Origin of the sequence: Streptomyces sp. NRRL S-340, assembly GCF_000720185.1 — a bacterium.
Classification (GTDB): Bacteria; Actinomycetota; Actinomycetes; order Streptomycetales; family Streptomycetaceae; genus Streptomyces.
In genome coordinates this window covers 97,842-120,651 of sequence record NZ_JOIY01000024.1, presented here as the reverse complement: position 1 = coordinate 120,651, position 22,810 = coordinate 97,842, and the positions used below count along the sequence as shown (strand labels likewise).

The following is a 22,810-nucleotide window of genomic DNA, read 5'->3' as shown; positions in this document are numbered from 1 at the left end:
CGCCTGCCCCGCCTGCCCCGCCTGCCCCGCCTGCCCCGCCTGCCCAGCCTGCCCCGCCCGCGCCCGCGCGGGCTTCCGCCTCAGCTCCCGGTGCCGTACGTCCTCGTCCACCCCGACCGCCGCCTCCAGGCGCCCGGCGGCACCGTGAATGCCCCGCAAGGTGTCCGTGACCGCCTCCGCCTCCGCCCGTCCGTGTCCCCGGGCCCGACGGCCCCGGGCGCGGCCTCACAGACCCGGGCGATGACCGCACCGGGGCCGCGGGCCGTTAATCTGACCTGCGTCAGTACGACAGCAAGACGGACCTGAAGCGACACAGAGGGGCGGATCGGTGGCGGACATCGACGAGGCACGCGAGCAGTTCAAGCGGATCGATGCGGACGGTGACGGATACATCACCGCTGCCGAGTTCAAGTCCGCCCTCGCGCAGGGAGGCGACTGGAACGTCACCGACACGGTGGCGGAGGCGATCATCAAGCAGCGGGACCTCAACGGCGACAAGGTCCTGTCGTTCGACGAGTTCTGGGACTACCTGAACAAGTGACGCCCGCGCGAGGGGCGTCCGGTGGCCTGCCACCGGGCGCCCCTTCTCCGTGTCCCGTCCGGTCCCCGCGGCCCGCCGCCCACCCGTTCGGCGCACGCCCGGAATAGCCCGCGCCGGGCCGGGGTTGGAGGTGCCTTGCACACGCTGTACGGCACGGACACGACACCACCGGCACCGACCTCCGGAACCTCCGGAAGAGCGAGGCGAACTGAGATGAAGATCGGCATCATCGGCGCGGGCAACATCGGCGGCAACCTCACCCGGCGGCTCACCGCGCTCGGACACGAGGTGTCCGTCGCGAACTCACGCGGCCCGCAGACCCTCGCCGCGCTGGCCGAGGAGACCGGCGCGACGCCCGTGCGGGTCGAGGAGGCGGCGCGCGGCGCCGAGGTCGTCGTGGTCACGGTCCCGCTCAAGGCGGTCCCGGACCTGCCCTCCGGACTGCTGGAGGGAGCGGCGGACGGCGTGGTCGTGATCGACACCGGCAACTACTACCCGCAGCGCGACGGCAGGATCGCGGCCATCGAGGACGAGGGCCTCACCGAGAGCCGCTGGACCTCGCAGCACCTGGGCCACCCCGTGGTCAAGGCCTTCAACGGCACCTACGCGCAGGACCTCCTGGACCGGCCCCGCCCGGCCGGTGACCCCGGCCGCCTCGCGCTGCCGGTCGCCGGCGACGACCCGGCGGCCAAGGCGAAGGTGCGGGCGCTGATCGAGGAACTGGGCTTCGACACGGTGGACTCCGGCACCATCGACGACTCCTGGCGCCAGCAGCCCGGCACCCCGGTCTACGGGCTGCAGGAGGGCGTCGACGCCGTCACCAAGGCCCTGGCGGAGGCGTCCCCCGAGCGCCCGGCGGACTTCCGGGCCTGACGGCCGCCCCCGGGGCGGACCGTCACACCGTGGCCCACTCCCGCAGCGCCGCCGTACTGGAGAAGTTCGCCACGTTCTTGTCGTGGGGATCGTCGGTGTACTGGTGGAACCGCCACTTGGCCTTGATGCGGGGGTGGCCGGCGGAGACGTAGTCGGCGATCCACAGGCCGTCCCCGGCGTAGGAGGTGGTGTCGACGCTCAGCCAGAAGTGGCGGTTGGTGTAGAGCAGCACCCGGTTGTGCGGGCGCAGGTGCTTCACCTTGCGGATGAAGGCGTCCTTCTCCGCGTTGGAGGCGTGGGTGCCCTCGCCGGTGGACTCCCAGTCGACGGCGAGGATGTCGCCGCGCTTCTCCGGGGCGTGGGAGACGAAGTACTCGGCCTGGGCCGTGATGTTGCCGGGCCACAGGAAGTGGTAGAAGCCGACGACCAGATGGGCGTCACGGCCGTGCTTGGCCTGGGCGCCGAGCCTGGAGTTGACGTACGAACGGCCCTCCGTCGCCTTGATGAAGACGAAGGAGAGGCCGTCCGTGCCGTAGGTGGAGGACTGGTACGCGCTCACGTCGATGCCGTGCAGCATGCAAACTCCCTGAAGGACCGTGGGGGGAGGAGTCGTCGGTTGAGTTCTGCCCCACTTCGCCACGGTCGATCCCTCCAGCGCGTTCGCACATCTGCCCGGCCGCGGCACGGGCGCGCGGCGGGGGCGCCGGGGCGCTCAGCACTCGATGATGTTCACCGCGAGCCCGCCGCGCGCCGTCTCCTTGTACTTCACCGACATGTCCGCGCCGGTGTCCTTCATCGTCTTGATGACCTTGTCCAGGGACACCTTGTGGGAGCCGTCGCCGCGCAGCGCCATGCGGGCGGCGGTGACCGCCTTGACGGCGGCCATGCCGTTGCGCTCGATGCACGGGATCTGCACCAGGCCGCCCACCGGGTCGCAGGTCAGGCCGAGGTTGTGCTCCATGCCGATCTCGGCGGCGTTCTCGACCTGCTCGGGCGTGCCGCCCATCACCTCGGCGAGCGCGCCCGCTGCCATCGAGCAGGCCGAGCCGACCTCGCCCTGGCAGCCGACCTCGGCGCCGGAGATGGAGGCGTTCTCCTTGAACAGCATGCCGATCGCACCGGCGGCCAGCAGGAAGCGGACCACGCCCTCCTCGTCGGCGCCGGGCACGAAGTTGAGGTAGTAGTGCAGGACGGCGGGGATGATGCCGGCCGCGCCGTTGGTGGGGGCGGTCACCACCCGGCCGCCGGCCGCGTTCTCCTCGTTCACCGCCATCGCGTACAGAGTGATCCACTCCATGGCGCGGGCGGCGGCGTCGCCCTCGGCCCGCAGCTGGCGCGCGGTGATCGCGGCCCGGCGGCGCACCTTCAGGCCGCCGGGCAGGATGCCCTCGCGGCTCATCCCGCGCTTCACGCACGCCTGCATCACCCGCCAGATCTCCAGCAGGCCGTCGTGGATCTCCTCCTCGGTGCGCCAGGCCCGCTCGTTCTCCAGCATCAGCGCGGAGATCGACAGGCCGGTCTCCCGGGTCAGGCGCAGCAGCTCGTCGCCCGTGCGGAAGGGGTACTTCAGCACCGTGTCGTCCAGCTTGATGCGGTCCGCGCCCACCGCGTCCTCGTCCACGACGAAGCCGCCGCCCACCGAGTAGTACGTCTTGGTGAGCAACTCGGCGCCCGAGGCGTCGTACGCCCACAGCACCATGCCGTTGGCGTGGTAGGGCAGGGCCTTGCGGCGGTGCAGCACCATGTCGTCGTCGAAGGAGAAGGCGATCTCGTGCTCGCCCAGCAGGTTCAGACGGCCGAAGGCCTTGATCCGCTCCACCCGCTCGTCCGCGGTCTCCACGTCCACCGTGCGCGGCGAGTCGCCCTCCAGGCCGAGCAGCACCGCCTTCGGCGTGCCGTGGCCGTGGCCGGTCGCGCCGAGGGAACCGTACAGCTCCGCGCGCAGCGACACGGTCCGCTCCAGCACCCCCTCGCTGCGCAGCCGGCGGGCGAACATGCGCGCCGCCCGCATCGGGCCGACCGTGTGGGAGCTGGACGGGCCGATGCCGATCGAGAACAGGTCGAAGACCGAGATGGCCACGGGGACTCCTCAATGCGGGGGTGGTGCGAGGGGGTGGGAAGAGGGCGGCAGCGCGCGGGCGCCGGGGTCGCCGGCGCCCGCGCGGTGTTGCCGGTGACTTACTTGTTCAGCCCCGCGTACAGCGGGTGCTTGTCGGCCAGGGCCTTCACCCGGGCCTTGAGCGCCTCGGCGTCGTAGGACGGCTTCAGCGCCTCGGCGATCACGTCCGCGACCTCGGTGAAGTCCTCGGCCGTGAAGCCGCGCGTCGCCAGCGCCGGGGTGCCGATGCGCAGACCGGAGGTGACCATCGGGGGCCGGGGGTCGTTCGGGACCGCGTTGCGGTTGACCGTGATCCCGACCTCGTGGAGGCGGTCCTCGGCCTGCCGGCCGTCCAGCTCCGAGTTCCGCAGGTCCACCAGGACCAGGTGCACGTCCGTGCCGCCCGACAGCACGTCCACACCGGCCGCCCTGGCGTCGTCCCGCACCAGGCGCTCGGCCAGGATGCGGGCGCCCTCCAGGGTACGCCGCTGGCGCTCCTTGAAGTCGTCGGAGGCGGCCACCTTGAAGGCCACCGCCTTGGCGGCGATCACGTGCTCCAGCGGACCGCCCTGCTGACCGGGGAAGACCGCCGAGTTGATCTTCTTGGCGAGTTCGGCCGTGGAAAGGATCACACCGCCGCGCGGGCCGCCCAGCGTCTTGTGGGTGGTGGTGGTGACCACGTGGGCGTGCGGCACCGGGTTGGGGTGCAGGCCCGCGGCGACCAGACCGGCGAAGTGCGCCATGTCGACCATGAGGTACGCGCCGACCTCGTCCGCGATCCGGCGGAACTCGGCGAAGTCCAGCTGCCGCGGGTACGCCGACCAGCCGGCCACGATCAGCTTGGGCCGGGACTCATTGGCCAGCTTCTCCACCTCGGCCATGTCGACCAGGCCGTCCTCGCCCACGTGGTAGGCGACCACGTTGTAGAGCTTGCCGGAGAAGTTGATCTTCATGCCGTGGGTCAGGTGCCCGCCGTGCGCGAGGTTCAGGCCCATGATCGTGTCGCCCGGCTGGAGCAGCGCGAACATCGCGGCGGCGTTGGCCTGGGCGCCGGAGTGCGGCTGCACGTTGGCGTGCTCGGCGCCGAACAGCGCCTTGATCCGGTCGATGGCGATCTGCTCGACCACGTCGACGTGCTCGCAGCCGCCGTAGTAGCGGCGGCCGGGGTAGCCCTCGGCGTACTTGTTGGTGAGGACCGAGCCCTGGGCCTCCATGACCGCGAGCGGGGCGAAGTTCTCCGAGGCGATCATCTCCAGCGTGGACTGCTGGCGGTGCAGCTCGGCGTCGACCGCGGCGGCGACGTCCGGGTCGAGTTCGTGCAGGGGGGTGTCGAGAACACTCATCTGGATCCGTCCGCTCCTCAGCCGTTCTGGGCGGTGTACTCGTCGGCGGAGAGCAGGTCGGCCGGCTCCTCCGTCAGACGCACCTTGAACAGCCAGCCGCCCTCGAAGGGCGCGGAGTTCACCAGGGACGGGTCGTCCACCACGTCCTGGTTGATCTCGGTGATCTCACCGCTGACCGGGGAGTACAGGTCGGAGACCGACTTGGTCGACTCCAGTTCGCCGCAGGTCTCGCCCGCGGTCACCGTGGAGCCCACCGCCGGGAGGTCGGCGTAGACGACGTCACCGAGCGCGTTGGCCGCGAACTCCGTGATGCCGACCGTCGCGACGCCGTCCTCGGCGGGCGACAGCCACTCGTGCTCCTTGCTGTAGCGCAGCTGCTGGGGGTTGTTCATGGCCTGAATTCTCCTGTACGCGGGGGAGTGCTGGTGAATGAGGGACTGCGCGGGGCGTGCGTGACCGGGGCGACGGGCCCCGCCTCACCCCTGACCGGTGACGACGGTGTCACTTCCGCCGCTTGTAGAAGGGCAGCGCCACGACCTCGTAGGGCTCGTGGCTGCCCCGGATGTCCACGCCGACACCGGGGGTGCCCGGCGCGGCGTGCGCGGCGTCGACGTACGCCATGGCGATCGGCTTGCCCAGGGTGGGGGAGGGGGCGCCGGAGGTGACCTCGCCGATCACCTCGCCGCCTGCGACGACGGCGTAGCCCGCGCGCGGGACCCGGCGGCCCTCGGCGACCAGGCCGACCAGGACGCGCGGCGGGTTCTGCTCCGCGCGCCCGGCGGCGGCCAGCAGCGCCTCGCGGCCCACGAAGTCCCCCTCCTTCTCGAACTTGACCACCCGGCCGAGCCCCGCGTCGAACGGGGTCAGCGCCTCGGTCAGCTCGTGCCCGTACAGCGGCATGCCCGCCTCCAGGCGCAGCGTGTCGCGGCAGGACAGGCCGCAGGCCACCAGGCCCGCGCCCTCCCCGGCCTTCGTCAGCGCCTGCCACAGCTCCACGGCGTGCTCCGGCTTCACGAACAGCTCGAAGCCGTCCTCGCCGGTGTAGCCGGTGCGCGCGATCAGCGCGGGGACCCCGGCGACCGTGCCGGGCAGGCCGGCGTAGTACTTCAGGCCGTCCAGATCGGCGTCGGTGAGCGAGGCGAGGATGCCGGGGGACTCCGGGCCCTGCACGGCGAGCAGGGCGTACGCGTCGCGGTCGTCGCGGACCTCGGCCTCGAAGCCGGCCGCCCGCTCGGTGAGCGCGTCCAGCACCACCTGGGCGTTGGACGCGTTGGCCACGACCATGTACTCGCTGTCGGCCAGCCGGTAGACGATCAGGTCGTCCAGGATGCCGCCGTCCGCACGGCAGATCATGGTGTAGCGGGCCCGGCCGACGCCGACGGAGGCGATGTTGCCGACCAGGGCGTGATTCAGCAGGGCGGCGGCCTGCGGGCCGGTCACGGTGATCTCGCCCATGTGGGACAGGTCGAAGAGACCGGCCCGCGTACGCACGGCGAGGTGCTCGTCGCGCTCGGAGCCGTAGCGCAGCGGCATGTCCCAGCCGGCGAAGTCGGTCATCGTCGCACCCAGCGAACGGTGCACCGCGTCCAGCGCGGTACGACGGAGCGGAGCGGAACTGCTCATCGGTCGGTCTCCAAGGCGATGGGGGTCCCCCCACCGCGCACGGGCTGGGCCGGGCGCGGGGACGGCGAGGACAGGTCGGGTGTCCTCCCCATCTGTCATCGGAACCTGAGAGGTTCGCCATGACCGCCGTCGGACGGACGGGCACGGCTTGCACCTTGGGTGGAGCCACTGCGGCAGCGGCCCGCTTTTCAGATGTGCCTCGCCCGCGCGGTACGGGGCCTGAGAGATTCAAGGGAGGGACTTGCTCCTTCGGCGCCCCAGGCAGGCGTGCTGCTGAGGACTCTCCCGCGCGGATTCAAGCGGCCGGTATGCAGTTGGCGCGCACATCATCGCACGCCCGGTGCCCGGCGCGGCAGGCCGGATCTGTAACCGGTCTGTGGCAGAACGCGCACGGAAACGGCAGGCGCCGCGTATTACCTTCTCTTTACACTCAAGGGGGAGGTGAACCGTCACCACCCCGGGGAGGACGATGACGGTGAACAGGAGCGCGCCGGCGTACGCGACGACGGCACAGGTCCCGGCCCTGCCCGCACAGCCGGGCGCCACCGCCCGCGCCCGCCGCGGCGAGCGCCCCGCGCCCGTCGTCCGCGACCTGCGCGAGCGGCCCGGGCGCACCCCGCACGCCCTGCTCTTCGGCCCCCGGGATCTCGTCGTGGTCGCCGGCCTGCCCGGCGGCGGCAAGTCCACGCTGATGCGCCGCGCGGTGCACGGCGCGCGGATCGACTCCCAGGACACCCGCGACCGCTGGGACACCCGCCTGGCCGGCCGCGTGCCCTACGCCCTCTACCGCCCCCTGGTCCGCCTCGCCCACTACGCCGCGCTGCGCCGCGCCCTGCGCACCGGCGAGGGCGTGGTGGTCCACGACTGCGGCACCCAGGCCTGGGTCCGGGCCTGGCTGGCCCGCACCGCCCACCGGCGCGGCGGCGCGCTCCACCTGCTCCTGCTGGACGTGCCGCCCGCCGCCGCGCTCTCGGGCCAGCGCGAACGCGGCCGGGGCGTCTCCCGCTACGCCTTCCTGCGCCACCGCAGGGCCGCCGCCCGCCTGACCGGGGCGGTGGAGCGCGGGGAGCTGCCCAAGGGGTGCGACTCGGCGGTCCTGCTGGACCGCGAGGCGGCGGCCGGCCTGCGGCGGATCGGGTTCACCCGCGGCAGCGGTCCCGGCACCCGTTAGCCTTTCGGTCACAGCAGTGGTTCCCAGCAGGCGGTAGGCAGATGGACATCCCGGCGGACTTCTCCGCGGACTTTCCGGGGGACTTCCCGGCACAGGCGCACCACCCGCACGGCGGTTGGCCAGGCAACGAGCTGGAGGAGGTGCTCTCCGCCGCCCTCGGCATCCCGACGGCCGGCGGCCGGATCATCGAGGTGCTGGGCCGCAGCCACCTCTGGGTGCCGCTGCCCAACGGCGGCGGCCCGCACAGCGGCCCGCTCGACCTGCCCACCCTGGAGATCGACGGCCAGGCCTACGTGCCGGTCTTCAGCTCCGAGGAACAGCTGCGCCAGGCCGCCGGCCCCCACATGGCCTTCACCGTCGCGCCCGCCGTCGAGTTCGCCCGGGGCCTGCCCGCCCAGGCCGGCATCGCGCTGAACCCGGACGGCGTGGTGGGCCTCCCGCTGCCCCCGCAGGCCGTGGCCGAACTGTGCCGGGCCGGACGCACCGAACTGGACGGCCCCGCGAGCGGCGGCCGGGTCCGCCTGTACGAACCCGACTGGCAGGACGACCCGGTGGACTTCCTGTCCGCCGCCGGTGCCGAGTTCGCCGCCACGGGCCTGGTCCGCAGCGCCCGCCGCTGCCTGGCCGTCGTCGAGACGGCCGACCCGGTCATGTTCGTCGGGGTCGAACTGTCCCAGTGGGACGGCGACCTGCGCAGCCGCCCGCTGGACGCGCTGGGCCGCGCCCTGGCGGCGGCGCCCGTGCCCTGGCCGGTCAACCTCGTCCTCCTGGACATCACGGACGACCCGGTGGCCGAATGGATGCGCGAAAGGGTCCGGCCGTTCTACGAGTCGGGCCACTGAAGCCCGCCGCGGGGGCGGCGCGGCACGGCCGGCCCGTCCGCACCGCCCGCGCGGGTCGGCCCAGGCGGGGCGCACCCCCTGCCCGGGACCGCGACACGCACCGAGCCGGACGGGCGGCCGTAAGCTAGGCGTGCCGTCGCGTTCCCGTCTGCCCCGCGCTCCGGGCGGACGACGGGAGGGGGACGGCAGGACCCAGGTCCGCAGCTCGGTCGAGGGCACTACGAAGGGGCGGTAGAAGGTGAGCGCCAGCGGCACCACGGCCGGGCACGTGGAGCAGATGCTCCGCCAGGTGACACCCGGGCGGTACGACGCCTACGAGGCGCTGCTGCGCACTCTCGCGACCCCCTCCACCGGCCAGGTCTGGATGCTGCTCTGGCACGGCCAGGCCGGTTCGCCCGACGCCCAGTACGGCCACATGGAGGTCGGCGGCCACGGCTACGCCCCGTGCGTCACCTCCGCCCAGGAGCTGTCGGCCAGCGGCTGGATGCGCTCCTACGAGGTGGTCGACGGCCTCGACGTCGCCCGCACCCTCTACCCCGACCACTACGGCCTCTGGCTGAATCCGCACGCCCCCGGCGGCGGCGTCGGCATCCCCTGGCTGGATCTGCGCCGTATCGCCGCCGGCCTGGACCGCCAGCCCGCGGGTCCGCTCAGACTGTCCGAACCGGCCCTCGAACTGCCGCAGTTCTACGCCCTGCTCAGCCAGGCCGCCCACCGTACCCCCGCGCTGCGCTCGCTGCGCCGCGCCTGGGTGCAGCCCGCCGTCGGGGCGCCGTACCTCGCCATCGGCCTGGACGTGTACGACACCTCGCCGGCCGCCGTCGACGCGGTGCGGGCGATGATGCAGCAGTCCATGGCGGCCGTCCCGGACGGGCTGCCCGTCTCGACCGTGGTGATGTCGGACGAGTTCGACCCCGTGGTGATGTGGCTGCGCGCCCGGACCCGTCCGTTCTACGACCGCGAGGCCCACGCCGTGGCCGGCTCCCCGGCGGCGGCCGGCTACGGCTACCCGCCGGCCGGCGGACACTGACCGGCGGCGGTACGGTCCGCCCCGCGGGGGCCTGATCCGGAACCATACGGTCCGCCCGGCGGCGGTCGAGGGCCGGCCGCCTTCTGCGCGCGTAGATGAGGGCGGAAGGTCCGGTTCTGCGGAAGAAAGCACCAACTGGCCCGTGTCCGCCCCCCGTTACCCAACGTCCGGATAACGGAATCCCCCTACCCGCATCACGTTTGCGCATCCTTTCACCGCCAAGTCTGGCAGCAGATCGCCCAGGCATTGAAGACTCCCGCAACAAGGGGGCGTTCGCCCCTGTGTACGACGGACTGACGATGCCGCCACAGCGGCAAGTGCGGGCCGGCTACCGCCGGTTGAGAGGGGTCCCTGCCTAATGACGGCACCATTGCACGAGCCGACCGCCGAAGCGGCCCCGAGGGCGGCCGAGGAAGCGGCCGTGGCCACCACGGGCGCCAAGGCCGTCCAGGGCCGTTCCCTGGGGCGGATCGCCTGGGAGCGCCTGAAGCGGGACAAGCTCGCCCTGACGGGCGGTGTGGTCGTGCTCCTCCTCATCCTCGTCGCGCTGCTCGCGCCCGCGCTCGCGAACCTGATCGGGCAGGACCCGGACGCCTACCACGAGAACCTGATCGACCCGCTGTTCGGCACCCCCACGGGGTCCCTGGGCGGCATCAGCGGCGACCACCTCCTCGGCGTCGAACCCGTCAACGGCCGCGACATCTTCGCCCGCATCCTCTACGGCGCGCAGATCTCGCTGCTGGTCGGCTTCCTGTCCGCCCTGGTCGCCGTCGTGCTCGGCACGATCCTCGGTATCCTCGCGGGCTTCTTCGGCGGCTGGGTCGACGCGGTGATCAGCCGGGTCATGGACGGTCTGCTCGCCTTCCCGCAGCTGCTCTTCATCATCGCGCTGGTCTCCGTCATGCCCAACGACATGCTGGGGCTGACCGGCTCCAGCGTGCGCGTGTTCGTGATGGTCCTGGTCATCGGCTTCTTCGGCTGGCCCTACATCGGCCGCGTGGTGCGCGGCCAGACGCTCTCGCTGCGGGAACGCGAGTACGTCGAGGCGGCACGGTCGCTGGGCGCCGGGCGGTTCTACATCCTGTTCAAGGAACTGCTGCCCAACCTGGTCGCGCCCATCATCGTGTACACGACGATGATGATCCCGACGAACATCCTCACCGAGGCGGCCCTCAGCTTCCTGGGCGTGGGTGTCAAGCCCCCGACGGCGTCCTGGGGACAGATGCTGTCGAGCGCGATCGACTACTACGACTCGGACCCCATGTACATGGTGATCCCGGGCGTGGCGATCTTCATCACCGTTCTTGCCTTCAACCTCTTCGGCGACGGCGTGCGCGACGCGCTGGACCCCAAGGGTTCCCGCTGAACCGCCGTATCCAAGCGACCCGTGGCGCATACACGGGGTCTCTCATCAATTCCGGAGGAACCGAGATCGTGACTACCCAACGCACCAAAGGGCGGCGCAAGCAGGCACTGGCCGCTGCGGCCGTGGTCGCAGGGCTGCTGACCACGGCGGCGTGCGGCGGCGGAGGCGGCGGCGACTCGAAGAGCGGCGCGGCCGGCTTCGACGCGGCGAACAACAAGGTCGTCAACGCGTCGAAGGTCAAGAAGGGCGGCGAGCTGAAGTTCGCCGGCACCCAGGACGCCGACTCGTGGGACACCACACGCGGTTACTACGGCTTCATGTGGGACTTCTCGCGCTACTACAGCCGTCAGCTGCTCACCTACTCGACCGCGCCGGGCTCCGCGGGCGCCAAGCTCACGCCGGACCTGGCCGCGGACATGGGCAAGCTCACCGACGGCGGCAAGACGTACACGTTCACCCTGCGCGACGGGATCACCTGGGAGGACGGCAAGCCGATCACCTCCAAGGACCTCAAGTACGGCATCGAGCGCGTCTGGGCGCAGGACGTCCTGTCCGGTGGTCCGGTCTACCTGAAGAACACGCTCGACCCCAAGGGCACCTACCCGGGTCCGTACAAGGACAAGTCCGCCGACCACCTGGGCCTGAAGGCGATCGACACGCCGGACGACAAGACCATCGTCTTCCACCTGCCCACGGCGAACTCCGACTTCCTCCAGATGCTGGCGCTGACCTCGGCCTCCCCGGTCCGCCAGGACAAGGACACCAAGTCGAAGTACGGCCTGCACCCGTTCTCCTCCGGCCCGTACAAGTTCGAGTCCTACGACCCGGGCAAGAGCCTCGTGCTGGTGCGCAACACCAACTGGAAGGCGTCCTCGGACCCCGTCCGCAAGGCGTACCCGGACAAGGTCTCGATCAAGTTCTTCACCAACGCCAACGACCTGGACCAGCGCCTGATCAGCGGCGACTACGACCTGGACCTCAGCCAGACGGGTCTGTCGCCGCAGGGCCGCCAGATCGCCCTGAAGCAGCACAAGGGCAACCTGGACAACCCGGTCTCCGGCTTCATCCGCTACGCGGTCTTCCCGCAGAGCGTCAAGCCGTTCGACAACGAGCACTGCCGCAAGGCCGTGATCTACGGCGCCGACCACGTCTCGCTCCAGACCGCCCGCGGCGGCCCGGTGGCCGGCGGCGACATCGGCACCAACATGCTCCCGCCGTCCGTCGCCGGTGGCGAGGGCCAGAAGTACGACCCGTACCAGCTCGCCGGGGCCGGCAAGAACGGCGACGCCGCCAAGGCCAAGGATGAGCTGAAGGCCTGCGGCCAGCCGAACGGCTTCAAGACCACCATCGCGGTCCGCAACAACAAGCCGGTCGAGGTGGCCACCGCCCAGTCGCTGCAGGCGGCGCTGAAGAAGATCAACATCGACGCCGACATCTACCAGTACGACGGCTCGCAGACCACCGGCATCATCGGCAGCCCGTCCAACGTGGAGAAGAAGAAGTTCGGCATCATCATCATGGGCTGGGGCCCGGACTTCCCGACCGTCCAGGGCTACGGCGTGCCGCTGTGGGACAGCCGCGACATCCTCCAGAGCGGCAACAACAACTACGCCCTGATCAACGACAAGACGATCGACGGCCTCTTCGACCAGTACGGCACCACGCTGGACGACGCGAAGAAGGCGCAGCTCGCCACCCAGATCAACCACAAGGTCATGGAGGGCGGCTACTACCTGCCCTTCGTCTTCGAGAAGCTCCTGAACTGGCGCTCCTCGCGACTGGCGAACGTGTACACGACGAACGCGTACAGCGGGTACTACGACTTCGTCAACCTCGGCCTGACCTCCACGAAGTAAACCCGGCACACCCGCCGAACGGCACGAAAGGCAGGTGAAGGCCGGCGCGGCGTGACCGCGAGCCGCCGGAAGTCCCCCACAGCCCACAAGGCGTGGGTGGTACCACCACCGGCGGCCCGCGGTCCGCGGCGGGCCGTAAGCTGTGCTCGCTTACCTCATCAGGCGGCTGTTCGCCGCCGCAGTGATGCTGGTGGTCATCATCGTGGTGGTCTTCAGCATCTTCTTCCTCGTCCCCAAGTGGGCGGGCGTCGACATCGCCCTGAGCTTCGTGGGCAAACAGGCCGACCCGGCCGCGGTCGAGGGGGTCCGGCAGAAGCTCGACCTGGGCGCCCCGGTCTACACGCAGGTCTGGCACTTCTTCCAGGGGATCTTCGCGGGCCGCACCTACGTGGGCGGCGGCGACGTCACCCACTGCGCCGCACCCTGCTTCGGCTACTCCTTCAAGAGCGAGCAGGCCATCTGGCCGGTGCTCACCGACCGCTTCCCGGTGACCCTGGGACTCGCGCTCGGCGCCGCGGTGCTGTGGCTGGTCTTCGGTGTCGCCGCCGGTGTGCTCTCCGCGCTCAAGCGGGGCAGCATCTGGGACCGTGGCGCGATGGTCGTCGCCCTGAGCGGCGTCTCGCTGCCCATCTACTTCACCGGTCTGCTCTCCCTGGCCGTCTTCAGCTACGGACTGGGCTGGATCGACGGCCAGTACGTGCCCATCGGCGACAGCTTCACCGGCTGGCTCGGCGGCATGATCCTGCCCTGGATCACCCTCGCCTTCCTCTACGCGGCCATGTACGCGCGCATCACCCGGGCCACCATGCTGGAGGTCCTCGGCGAGGACTACATCCGCACCGCCCGCGCCAAGGGCCTGCGCGAGCAGACCGTCATCGGCAAGCACGCCATGCGCTCGACGCTGACCCCGATCCTGACCATGCTCGGCATGGACCTCGGCGCCCTGATCGGCGGCGCGATCCTGACCGAGACGACGTTCAGCCTGCCGGGCCTCGGCCAGGCGGTGCTCAACGGCATCAAGAACCAGGACCTGCCCATCATCCTGGGCGTCACCCTGATCACCTCCCTCGCGGTGCTCATCGCCAACCTCGTGGTGGACGTCCTGTACGCCGTGATCGACCCCCGAGTGAGGCTCGCATGACCGACCTCAGCAAGACGGGAGCCGCGGTGGGCGAGCCCACCGCCGCCTCGGCCGCCCCGAGCGCCTTCCTGGAAGTACGCGACCTGAAGGTGCACTTCCCCACCGACGACGGCCTGGTCAAGTCCGTCGACGGGCTCAGCTTCAAGCTGGAGAAGGGCAGGACCCTCGGCATCGTGGGCGAGTCCGGCTCCGGCAAGTCGGTGACCTCGCTGGGCATCATGGGCCTGCACACCGCCGGCCAGTACGGCAAGCGCAAGGCGCAGATCTCCGGCGAGATCTGGCTGGACGGCACCGAGCTGCTGTCCGCCGACCCCGACCACGTGCGCAAGCTGCGCGGCCGGCAGATGGCGATGATCTTCCAGGACCCGCTGTCCGCGCTGCACCCGTACTACACGATCGGCCAGCAGATCGTGGAGGCGTACCGCATCCACCACGACGTCGACAAGAAGACCGCGCGCAGGCGTGCGGTCGAGATGCTCGACCGGGTGGGCATCCCGCAGCCCGACAAGCGCGTCGACAACTACCCGCACGAGTTCTCCGGCGGGATGCGCCAGCGCGCGATGATCGCGATGTCGCTGGTGAACAACCCCGAACTGCTCATCGCGGACGAGCCGACCACCGCGCTGGACGTCACCGTCCAGGCGCAGATCCTCGACCTCATCCGGGACCTGCAGAAGGAGTTCGGCTCCGCGGTCATCGTCATCACCCACGACCTGGGCGTCGTCGCCGAACTCGCCGACGACATCCTGGTGATGTACGGCGGCCGGTGCGTGGAGCGCGGCCCGGCCGAGAAGGTGTTCTACGAGCCCCGCCACCCCTACACCTGGGGTCTGCTCGGCTCGATGCCGCGCCTGGACCGCGAGCAGCAGGAGCGGCTCATCCCCGTCAAGGGGTCCCCGCCCTCCCTGATCAACATCCCCTCCGGCTGCGCCTTCAACCCGCGCTGCCCGTACGCCGACATCCCCAAGGACGACCTGACCCGCACGGTGCGCCCCGAACTGTCCGAGGTGGGCAGCGGGCACTGGGCCGCCTGCCACATGTCGCAGGAGCAGCGGGAGCGGATCTGGACCGAAGAGATTGCGCCGAAGCTGTGAGCGAGAACGCCAAGGACAAGGCAGTGGGCATCCCTGCGCAGAGCGACGGCGACAAGGCCGGGGCGAAGGACGAGGCGACCGGCACGGCCACCCTCGCCGAGGAGGCCGCGCCCGGCGAGATCCTGCTCAAGGTGAGCGGGCTGCAGAAGCACTTCCCCATCAAGAAGGGTCTGCTGCAGCGCCAGGTCGGTGCGGTGCGCGCCGTGGACGGCCTCGACTTCGAGGTGCGCTCCGGTGAGACCCTCGGTGTCGTGGGCGAGTCCGGCTGCGGCAAGTCGACGATGGGCCGGCTGATCACCCGGCTGCTCGAACCTACCGCGGGGCGGATCGAGTTCGAGGGCAAGGACATCACGCACCTCGGCGTCGGCGGGATGCGCCCGATGCGCCGCGACGTCCAGATGATCTTCCAGGACCCGTACTCGTCGCTGAACCCGCGGCACACCATCGGCACCATCGTCGGCGCCCCCTTCCGGCTCCAGGGCGTCGAGCCCGAGGGCGGGATCAAGAAGGAGGTGCAGCGGCTGCTGTCGGTGGTCGGGCTCAGCCCCGAGCACTACAACCGCTACCCGCACGAGTTCTCCGGCGGTCAGCGCCAGCGCATCGGCATCGCCCGCGCGCTCGCGCTCAAGCCGAAGCTGGTGGTGGCGGACGAGCCGGTCTCCGCGCTCGACGTGTCGATCCAGGCGCAGGTCGTCAACCTGCTGGACGACCTCCAGCAGGAGCTGGGCCTGACGTACGTGATCATCGCGCACGACCTGTCGGTCGTCCGGCACGTCTCGGACCGGATCGCGGTCATGTACCTCGGCAAGATCGTCGAGCTGGCCGACCGGGACTCGTTGTACAAGGCGCCGATGCACCCGTACACCAAGGCGCTCATGTCCGCGGTGCCGATCCCGGACCCGCGGCGCAAGAACGCCAAGAGCGAGCGCATCCTGCTCCAGGGTGACGTTCCCTCGCCGATCTCCCCGCCGAGCGGCTGCCGCTTCCACACCCGGTGCTGGAAGGCGACGGAAATCTGCCGGACGACCGAGCCGCAGCTGAAGGAGCTGAAGCCCGGGCAGCGGGTAGCCTGCCACCACCCGGAGAACTTCGCGGACCAGGCGCCGCAGGACACGGTGCTGCTGACGGCCGCGAAGGAGGCTGCCGAGCTGGTGTCCGAGGAGGCCCTGGCCGAGTCGGCCCGGACGTCCGCGGCGGTGGCGGCGGAGGTCGCGGAGACGGCGCAGAGCACGGAGGCCACCGAGAACCCGGAGGTCGGTGAGGCCGCCGAGGACACGGCGAAGCCGGAGGCGGCGGAGGCCACCGAGGCCACGGCGAAGTCGGACGCGGCGGAGGCCACCGAGGGCAGGGAGGCGGCGGAGGCCACCGAGGCGGCGGAAGCCGCTGAGGGCACCGCCGGACCGGCTGAGGGCACCGCCGAATCCCCGGCGGAGGCGGCCGAGTCCGCCGAGTCCGCACAGGCCGCGGCGGAACCCGCCAAGGCGGCGAAGACCACCGGGTCCGCGCCCGCCAAGGCGGCGAAGGCCGCGAAGGCCGCGCCCGCGAAGACCGCCAAGTCCACGGCGGCGAAGACGGCGAAGACGGCCAAGTCCACGCCCGCGAAGACTTCGAAGTCCGCGCCGGCGAAGACCGCCAAGTCCACGCCCGCGAAGACCGCCAAGTCCGCGAAGCCGGCGAAGGCCGCCGAGCCGGCGATCTCCGAGGAGACCGGTACGGACCCGGTCACCGGTACGGACGGCGAGCGTACCGAGCGTCAGGAGTCAACCGGCGACTGACGCATGACGACTTGGCAAAGTCATGCACATGATCGAACGGGAGAGCGCAGAGTCTGTCCGTGTGATCCACTGATCCACGCGCGAAGGGACGACTCATGGCACTCTCCCGTTCGGCACGTCTGGGGGCCGTCGCGACCGCGGCGGCCTCCTTCCTCGCGATCGCCGCCTCCTCGGCCCCCACGCACGGCGCCCCGGGCATCGGCGACTCCTACTTCCCCCTCCTGGGCAACGGCGGCTTCGACGCCCGCCACTACGCCCTCGACATCGCGTACAACCCGGACACCGACCGCCTCGACGGGCGCACCACCCTCACCGCCCGCGCCACCGAGAACCTCTCCTCCTTCGACCTGGACCTGCAGAAACTGGAGGTCACCCGGGTCGAGGTGAACGGCAGAGCGGCGCAGTTCACGCGCGACGGCGACGAGTTGCGCATCACCCCGCGCGGCGTGCTGCGCAAGAACAGCACGTTCACGGTCACCGTCACCTACGGCGGCATACCCGAGCCGCTCGGCGGCCCCATCGTGTTCGGTTCGAAGTACGGCTGGATGAAGACCGACGACGGCGTCTTCGTGGCCTGCGAGCCCAACGCCGCCTCGACCTGGTTCCCCTCCAGCGACCACCCCTCCGACAAGGCCACCTACGACATCCGTATCAAGGCGCCCAAGGGCCTGACCGGTGTCTCCAACGGCCGGCTCGTCTCGACGTACGACCGGGGCGGCTCGACGTACACCCACTGGCGCGAGAGCCGGCCCATGGCGAGCTACCTGGCGACCGCCACCATCGGGAAGTTCGACGTGCGCACCGGCCGGACCCCGGGCGGCACCCCGATGTACGTGGCCATCGACCCCAAGCTGAAGGACAGCAACAAGGTCGACGTGTACGCGGTGACCGCGGCCGCCACCGACTACTGGTCGCAGGTCTTCGGGCCGTACCCGTTCGAGGAGACGGGCGCGATCGTGGACGACATGCCGCAGGCCGGGTTCTCCCTGGAGGTGCAGAGCAAGCCCGCCTACTCGGCCGTGCGCAGCGAGTCGACCATCGTGCACGAACTGGCCCACCAGTGGTTCGGCGACTCGGTGTCGGTGAAGCACTGGAAGGACATCTGGCTCAACGAGGGCTTCGCGACCTACGCCCAGTGGCTGTGGGCCGAGCACAAGGGCACCCGCTCGGCGCACGACTCCTTCCGCGCCGAGTACGACTCCCTCGCCGCCGGCGACTCCTTCTGGCAGGTCAGGCCGGCCGACCCGCAGCGCGACACCATGTTCGACGGCGCGGTCTACGACCGGGGCGCCATGACCCTCCAGGCGCTGCGCGAACGCATCGGCGACAAGGCGTTCTTCCGGCTGCTGCCCGCCTGGACGTCGCTGCACCGCTACGGCAACGCCGAGACCGCCGACTTCGTCCGGCTCGCGGAGAAGGTGTCCGGGCAGCGGCTCGGCGACCTCTTCCAGAAGTGGCTCTACACCCCGGGCAAGCCCGCCCTGTAGGCGCGGCGCCCGGCACCGCCGGACGGCGCCGCGCCCTGAGTAAGAATGTGGCGTGTCCCAGCAACTGTTCAGCCCCTCCGTCCAGCACACGGTCGACGTCGTCGGCATCTTCGTGTTCGCCATCTCCGGCGCGCTGCTGGCCGTCCGCAAGAACTTCGACGTCTTCGGCATCGCCGTGCTCGCCGAGGTCACCGCGCTGGGCGGAGGGCTGTTCCGCGACATCGTCATCGGGGCCGTGCCGCCGGCCGCCTTCACCGACCTGGGGTACTTCCTCACCCCGCTGATCGCCACCCTGGTGGTCTTCTTCCTGCACCCGCACGTGGAGCGCATCCAGCGGGCCGTCTACGTCTTCGACGCGGCCGGGCTCGGCCTGTTCTGCGTCTCGGGCACGACCAAGGCGTACGACTACGGGCTCAGCCTCACCTCGTCGGCGACCCTGGGGCTGGCCACCGCCGTGGGCGGCGGTGTGCTGCGGGACGTGCTCGCCAACGAGGTGCCCTCGCTGCTGCGCTGGGACCGCGACCTGTACGCGGTCCCGGCGATGGTCGGCGCCACCATGGTGGTGCTGTGCATCCGCTACGACGCGCTGACCCCGCTCACCACGGCGCTCGCGGTGCTCACCGCTTTCGTGCTCCGCCTGCTTGCGATGCGGTACCACTGGCGAGCTCCGCGGGCGTGGAACCGGCGTTCGACCGTCCGTGAGGAGTAGGCGGCGAGGCGGTGTGGCCGCCGTGGCCGCCCTGGTGGCTCATCTGGAGGGTCAGCCAGCGGAACGCCGCGGGCACCTGGGGGCGCCACAGCGCCATGCTGTGCCCGCCCGCGCTGCGCGGCAGGAAGACCACGCGCACGGTCGTCGGCGGCTTCGCGACCTGCTCGAGCGCCACCCCGGCCTGGTAGCCGTCACCGGGTTCGCCGGAGAGGTAGAGCGCGACGCGCGGCGGCTTGCGGTACTTCTTCAGCAGCACGTAGGGGTTGTTGGCCCGGCGCAGGGCGGTGTTCTGCGCGGCGAGGGACGCGCTCTCGCCGATCGGGTCGTTGTAGCCGGACAGGCTCACCGCGGCCCGGTAGCGGTCGGGGTGGGCGACGGCGAGCTTGGCGGCGCAGTGCGCGCCGGCCGAGTAGCCCGCGGCGGCCCAGCCGTCGGGCGCGGCCTGGGCGCGGAAGTTGTCGTTGATCATCTTCGGTACGTCGATGCTCAGCCAGCTGTCCGCGTTGACGGTGCCCGGGATGTTGGCGCAGCCCGTGTCCGCCTTGGCGACCAGGTTGGTGCGCGGGGAGACCAGGATGAACGGGGCGACCCGGCCGCTGCGCATCAGCCCTTCGAGCTGCTCGTGCACCTTCATCGAGCCGAACCAGGCCTTCGCCGAGCCGGGGTAGCCGGACAACAGCTCCACCACGGGGAACTTCCTGCCGCGGTAGGCGGGCTCGTCGTACTGCGGCGGCAGCCAGACGTAGACCTCGGCGCTCACCCCGGAGACCCGGCCCTTCAGCTGGGTGACGCGGACCCCGCCCGCCGCCCGCATGCCCGGCCCGTCGGCCTGCGTGAACTTCTGCTCGACCTTGGGCAGCTTGCGGTAGGCGATGCCGCCGGTGCCGTCGGCGCCCAGGTCGGCGGCCTGCTGGACGTGGTTGCCCGTGCCGAGCAGATCGTCCCAGTTGTCGTACAGGTTGTTGGCGTTGTTCACCAGGACGAAGATCAGGGTGATGGCCGTGGCCTGGGCGAACAGCAGCATCAGGGCCCGCAGGGCGGTGCGCAGCACCTTGGGGCCCCTGGTCCGCGTCCACAGGGCGAACGGCAGGACGAGGGCCACCACGGCCAGCGCGATGGTGGTGTACAGGAACGGAGTCCCGGTGAGGCTCATGTCCCCGTAGAGGGAAAACCGGGGCCGGGGGTTTACGGACGAGTGCGGACACTTACCGAGAAATTGCCGGACGTTCACGCAGCGCGGGGCATCCGTCACGGAGGTGTCACCAAAGAAAGCTACCGCTTAGTATTTTCCTGTTGTACGGTTCCCGTATGCCAGAAGCAGCCTCCGCCCCGGCCCTGCGGGCCGTGATCGGCGACAGCGAGTTCGACCGGGACACCGCCGTCACGCGGCGCGCCCCCGGCGTCTACGACACCAGCCTCTCGGCCGGCTGGACCATCATCAACGCCGTCAACGGCGGCTATCTGCTGGCCGTCCTCGGCCGCGCGCTCGCGGACGCCCTGCCGCACCCCGATCCGTTCACGGTCTCGGCGCACTACCTGACCGCCTCACGGCCCGGCCCGGCCGTCGTGCGCACCGAGGTGGTCCGCACCGGCCGCACCCTCTCCACCGGCCAGGCCTCCCTCTTCCAGCAGGACGAGGACGGCACCGAGGTGGAACGCATCCGGGTCCTCGCCTCCTACGGCGACCTGGACGCGCTCCCCGACGACGTCCGCACCACCGCCGAGCCGCCCGCGCTCCCGCCGCTGGAGCAGTGCTTCGGCGCCGAGGACGGGCCGGCCCCGGTCGAGGGCAGTTCCGCCATCGCCGACCGCCTGATGCTCAAGCTGGACCCGGCCACCCTCGGCTGGGCGCTCGGCGCGCCGTCCGGCAAGGGCGAGATGCGCGCCTGGTTCGGGCTGGCCGACGGCCGCGACGCCGACCCGCTCTCGCTGCTGCTCGCGGTGGACGCGCTGCCGCCGACCGCGTTCGAACTCGGCCTCAAGGGCTGGGTCCCGACCGTCGAGCTGACCGTGCACGTCCGCTGCCGCCCCGCCCCGGGTCCGCTGCGGGTCTCGATCACCACCCGCAACCTGGCCGGCGGCTTCCTGGAGGAGGACGCCGAGGTGTGGGACGGCGCCGACCGGCTGGTGGCGCAGTCCCGGCAGCTCGCGCGGGTCAGGCTCGGCTGAGCGGACGCCGGCCCAGCCAGGCCGCCAGCTGCTCGTACGCGCCGGCTCCCTCGGCGACCGGCTGGGCCGAGCCGAAGGGGACCCGCGCGTCCCGCTCCGGCTCGGCCAGCACCCGGCGGGCGTTGGCGAGCGAGAACTCGGCCAGCTCCGCATCGAGCGCCATCGGCCGGCCGAGCGCCTCGTTGAGGTCCCAGGTGTGGGTCACCAGCTCCATCACATAGCCGGTGAGCGCGGCGCTGCCGGGCACCTCGCCCCACGGCGCCCGTACCGTCGCCGCCATCCGCTCCTCGCTCGCCCACGCCTCGAGGACGCGGGTGCGGACCTCCTCGTAGACGGCGGACCAGCCGTCGTCCGGCACGCCGTCGGTGCTCGTGTCCACGGCGAGCCCGTCGCCGCCCGCGCCGATGACGGCGATCCGCCGGCTGCTGCCGACGACATGGCCCAGCAGCGCCCGCACGTCGAACTCGGTGCAGGGCGTCGGAGCGGTCAGCTGCTCGGGCCGTACGGTCGCGATCAGCGCGGCGGCCTGCTCGGTGGCGCGGGCGTAGAGGGGGCGGGGGTCGGCGGGACGGGAGTCGGGGGAGTTCATGCACTGCCTCTTCCGGTTCGGTGACCGGGCCCGCTGCCCGGTACGGAACCGAGAATGGGCCGATAACCTGACAGCTTCCGTCAGCATTTGCCGCACCGGCCCGAAGGCGTGACCCTGGGGCCATGAAGTCCGACCGCCTGCTGTCGATCCTGCTGCTCCTGCAGACCCGGGGCCGGGTGCCCGCACACGAACTCGCCGGCCGGCTGGAGGTGTCGGTGCGCACCATCTACCGCGACGTCGAGTCGCTCTCGGCCGCCGGTGTCCCGGTCTACGCCGAACGGGGCCGGTACGGCGGCATCGAACTGCTCGCCGGTTTCCGCACCGACGTCACGGGCCTGACCGCCGACGAGTCCCGCGCGCTGTTCGTGCTGGCCGCGCAGGGCGCGCACGCGGCCCTCGGGCTGGACTCGGCGCTCGGCTCGGCGCTGCGCAAGGTGATGGCGGCGCTCCCGGCGCCGCACCGGCCCGCCGCCGAGGAGGTCAGCCGCCGGATCCTGGTGGACGCCACCCGCTGGAAGAGCGGTCCGCACCGGCCGGTCGACCTGGGCGTCCTCCAGGAGGCGGTGTTCACCGACCGCCGGCTGCGGCTGCGCTACCGGCACGGCGGCGACACGGAGCCGCGGACGTACACCGTGGACCCCTACGGGCTGGTCGCCAAGGCGGGCGTCTGGTACCTGGTCGCCGACCGGCGCGGGGCGCCGCGGCTGTTCCGGGCCGACCGGGTGCGCTCGGCCCGGATCCTGGACGAACCGGTGCGGCGCAGGCCGGGTGTCGAACTCGCCGACGCCTGGGAGGTGCTGCGCCGCCGGGTCGAGGAGCGGCCGGGCGGCCTGGACGTCACCGTACGGGTGCGCCGCGAGCGCCTGGACATGTTCCTGCGCCTGCACGGCCCCTCGCTGACCGGGCATCCCGAGGACGACGGGGAGGGCGAGTGGGTCACCGCACGCCTGTCGTACCCCGCGGTGGGCGCGGTGCGCCAACTGCTCGGTTTCTCCGACCAGGTGGAGGTCGTGGCGCCGCCCGAGGCGCGCGCGGAGCTGCTCGCCGCGGCCGCGTCGGTCACCGGACTGTACGAGCGCGGTGCGGGGCAGGGGGCGTGAGCC

The 22,810-nt window shown here is 71.4% G+C and carries 20 protein-coding genes, 1 pseudogene and 1 riboswitch; of the genes and pseudogenes, 14 read left to right on the top strand and 7 right to left on the bottom strand.

The window, feature by feature from the left end; genetic code table 11:
- The first annotated feature begins 328 nt into the window (after positions 1 to 328).
- Both IG64_RS20050 and IG64_RS20045 read left to right on the top strand, forming a co-directional pair.
- A complete protein-coding gene (locus IG64_RS20050; RefSeq protein ID WP_037858151.1) occupies positions 329 to 541 on the top strand; it encodes an EF-hand domain-containing protein in 213 nt (70 codons plus the stop codon).
- Positions 542 to 562: 21 nt separating this feature from the next.
- Positions 563 to 1,414 (top strand): NADPH-dependent F420 reductase, encoded by an 852-nt coding sequence (locus IG64_RS20045; protein ID WP_267883409.1) that lies wholly within the window; start codon positions 563 to 565, stop codon positions 1,412 to 1,414.
- Positions 1,415 to 1,436: 22 nt separating this feature from the next.
- Here IG64_RS20045 and IG64_RS20040 read toward each other — a convergent pair whose 3' ends face one another.
- The 5 genes from IG64_RS20040 to gcvT all read right to left on the bottom strand — a co-directional run bounded on the left by IG64_RS20040 (position 1,437) and on the right by gcvT (position 6,478).
- Positions 1,437 to 1,991 (bottom strand): GH25 family lysozyme, encoded by a 555-nt coding sequence (locus IG64_RS20040; protein WP_037858147.1) that lies wholly within the window; start codon positions 1,989 to 1,991, stop codon positions 1,437 to 1,439.
- A gap of 135 nt (positions 1,992 to 2,126) precedes the next feature.
- Positions 2,127 to 3,494 carry an L-serine ammonia-lyase gene (locus IG64_RS20035; RefSeq protein ID WP_037858144.1) on the bottom strand — a complete coding sequence of 456 codons (1,368 nt, stop codon included), beginning with the start codon at positions 3,492 to 3,494 and terminating at the stop codon, positions 2,127 to 2,129.
- Between the two features lie 98 nt (positions 3,495 to 3,592).
- A complete protein-coding gene (gene glyA / locus IG64_RS20030) occupies positions 3,593 to 4,855 on the bottom strand; it encodes a serine hydroxymethyltransferase (protein WP_037858142.1) in 1,263 nt (420 codons plus the stop codon).
- A 17-nt stretch (positions 4,856 to 4,872) separates the two neighbouring features.
- Positions 4,873 to 5,247 carry a glycine cleavage system protein GcvH gene (gcvH, locus tag IG64_RS20025; RefSeq protein ID WP_037858140.1) on the bottom strand — a complete coding sequence of 125 codons (375 nt, stop codon included), beginning with the start codon at positions 5,245 to 5,247 and terminating at the stop codon, positions 4,873 to 4,875.
- A gap of 109 nt (positions 5,248 to 5,356) precedes the next feature.
- Positions 5,357 to 6,478, bottom strand: coding sequence for a glycine cleavage system aminomethyltransferase GcvT (gcvT, locus tag IG64_RS20020; protein WP_037858138.1), 1,122 nt, complete (start codon positions 6,476 to 6,478; stop codon positions 5,357 to 5,359).
- A gap of 198 nt (positions 6,479 to 6,676) precedes the next feature.
- Positions 6,677 to 6,776: riboswitch (glycine riboswitch) on the bottom strand.
- Positions 6,777 to 6,947: 171 nt separating this feature from the next.
- On the opposite strand from gcvT, the gene IG64_RS20015 reads away from it, so the two are divergent.
- The 10 genes and pseudogenes from IG64_RS20015 to IG64_RS39040 all read left to right on the top strand — a co-directional run bounded on the left by IG64_RS20015 (position 6,948) and on the right by IG64_RS39040 (position 18,949).
- Complete coding sequence (locus IG64_RS20015) at positions 6,948 to 7,649, top strand: AAA family ATPase (protein ID WP_037858137.1); 702 nt, start codon at positions 6,948 to 6,950, stop codon at positions 7,647 to 7,649.
- Between the two features lie 41 nt (positions 7,650 to 7,690).
- Positions 7,691 to 8,491 (top strand): enhanced serine sensitivity protein SseB, encoded by an 801-nt coding sequence (locus IG64_RS20010; protein ID WP_051813124.1) that lies wholly within the window; start codon positions 7,691 to 7,693, stop codon positions 8,489 to 8,491.
- 238 nt (positions 8,492 to 8,729) lie between these two features.
- Positions 8,730 to 9,521, top strand: coding sequence for an enhanced serine sensitivity protein SseB C-terminal domain-containing protein (locus IG64_RS20005; RefSeq protein ID WP_037858134.1), 792 nt, complete (start codon positions 8,730 to 8,732; stop codon positions 9,519 to 9,521).
- A 358-nt stretch (positions 9,522 to 9,879) separates the two neighbouring features.
- Positions 9,880 to 10,887: an ABC transporter permease gene (locus tag IG64_RS20000; protein ID WP_037858133.1), complete on the top strand. Its 1,008-nt coding sequence runs from the start codon at positions 9,880 to 9,882 to the stop codon at positions 10,885 to 10,887.
- Between the two features lie 68 nt (positions 10,888 to 10,955).
- Positions 10,956 to 12,743, top strand: a complete 1,788-nt coding sequence (locus IG64_RS19995; RefSeq protein ID WP_037858132.1) for an ABC transporter substrate-binding protein — start codon at positions 10,956 to 10,958, stop codon at positions 12,741 to 12,743.
- Between the two features lie 142 nt (positions 12,744 to 12,885).
- Positions 12,886 to 13,884: an ABC transporter permease gene (locus IG64_RS19990; protein WP_037858130.1), complete on the top strand. Its 999-nt coding sequence runs from the start codon at positions 12,886 to 12,888 to the stop codon at positions 13,882 to 13,884.
- Positions 13,881 to 14,978 (top strand): ABC transporter ATP-binding protein, encoded by a 1,098-nt coding sequence (locus IG64_RS19985; protein WP_037858129.1) that lies wholly within the window; start codon positions 13,881 to 13,883, stop codon positions 14,976 to 14,978. The genes IG64_RS19990 and IG64_RS19985 overlap by 4 nt, the downstream gene beginning before the upstream one ends.
- Positions 14,979 to 15,001: 23 nt before the next feature.
- Positions 15,002 to 16,381, top strand: a pseudogene (locus tag IG64_RS42280) (ABC transporter ATP-binding protein); the annotation flags it as partial.
- 467 nt (positions 16,382 to 16,848) lie between these two features.
- Positions 16,849 to 18,240 (top strand): M1 family metallopeptidase, encoded by a 1,392-nt coding sequence (locus tag IG64_RS19975; protein WP_037858128.1) that lies wholly within the window; start codon positions 16,849 to 16,851, stop codon positions 18,238 to 18,240.
- Between the two features lie 52 nt (positions 18,241 to 18,292).
- Complete coding sequence (locus tag IG64_RS39040; RefSeq protein WP_078884107.1) at positions 18,293 to 18,949, top strand: trimeric intracellular cation channel family protein; 657 nt, start codon at positions 18,293 to 18,295, stop codon at positions 18,947 to 18,949.
- Here IG64_RS39040 and IG64_RS19970 read toward each other — a convergent pair.
- Positions 18,858 to 20,102: an alpha/beta hydrolase gene (locus tag IG64_RS19970; protein ID WP_037858127.1), complete on the bottom strand. Its 1,245-nt coding sequence runs from the start codon at positions 20,100 to 20,102 to the stop codon at positions 18,858 to 18,860. The two genes, IG64_RS39040 and IG64_RS19970, sit on opposite strands and share 92 nt — an antisense overlap.
- A gap of 155 nt (positions 20,103 to 20,257) precedes the next feature.
- Here IG64_RS19970 and IG64_RS19965 point away from each other — a divergent pair, with 155 nt between their 5' ends.
- Positions 20,258 to 21,118, top strand: coding sequence for a thioesterase family protein (locus IG64_RS19965; RefSeq protein WP_037858126.1), 861 nt, complete (start codon positions 20,258 to 20,260; stop codon positions 21,116 to 21,118).
- On the opposite strand, the gene IG64_RS19960 is transcribed toward IG64_RS19965, so the two are convergent.
- Positions 21,105 to 21,707: a TIGR03086 family metal-binding protein gene (locus IG64_RS19960; protein WP_037858124.1), complete on the bottom strand. Its 603-nt coding sequence runs from the start codon at positions 21,705 to 21,707 to the stop codon at positions 21,105 to 21,107. The genes IG64_RS19965 and IG64_RS19960 overlap by 14 nt on opposite strands.
- Positions 21,708 to 21,829: 122 nt before the next feature.
- Here IG64_RS19960 and IG64_RS19955 point away from each other — a divergent pair, with 122 nt between their 5' ends.
- Positions 21,830 to 22,807, top strand: coding sequence for a helix-turn-helix transcriptional regulator (locus IG64_RS19955; RefSeq protein ID WP_037858121.1), 978 nt, complete (start codon positions 21,830 to 21,832; stop codon positions 22,805 to 22,807).
- Positions 22,808 to 22,810 lie beyond the last annotated feature (3 nt).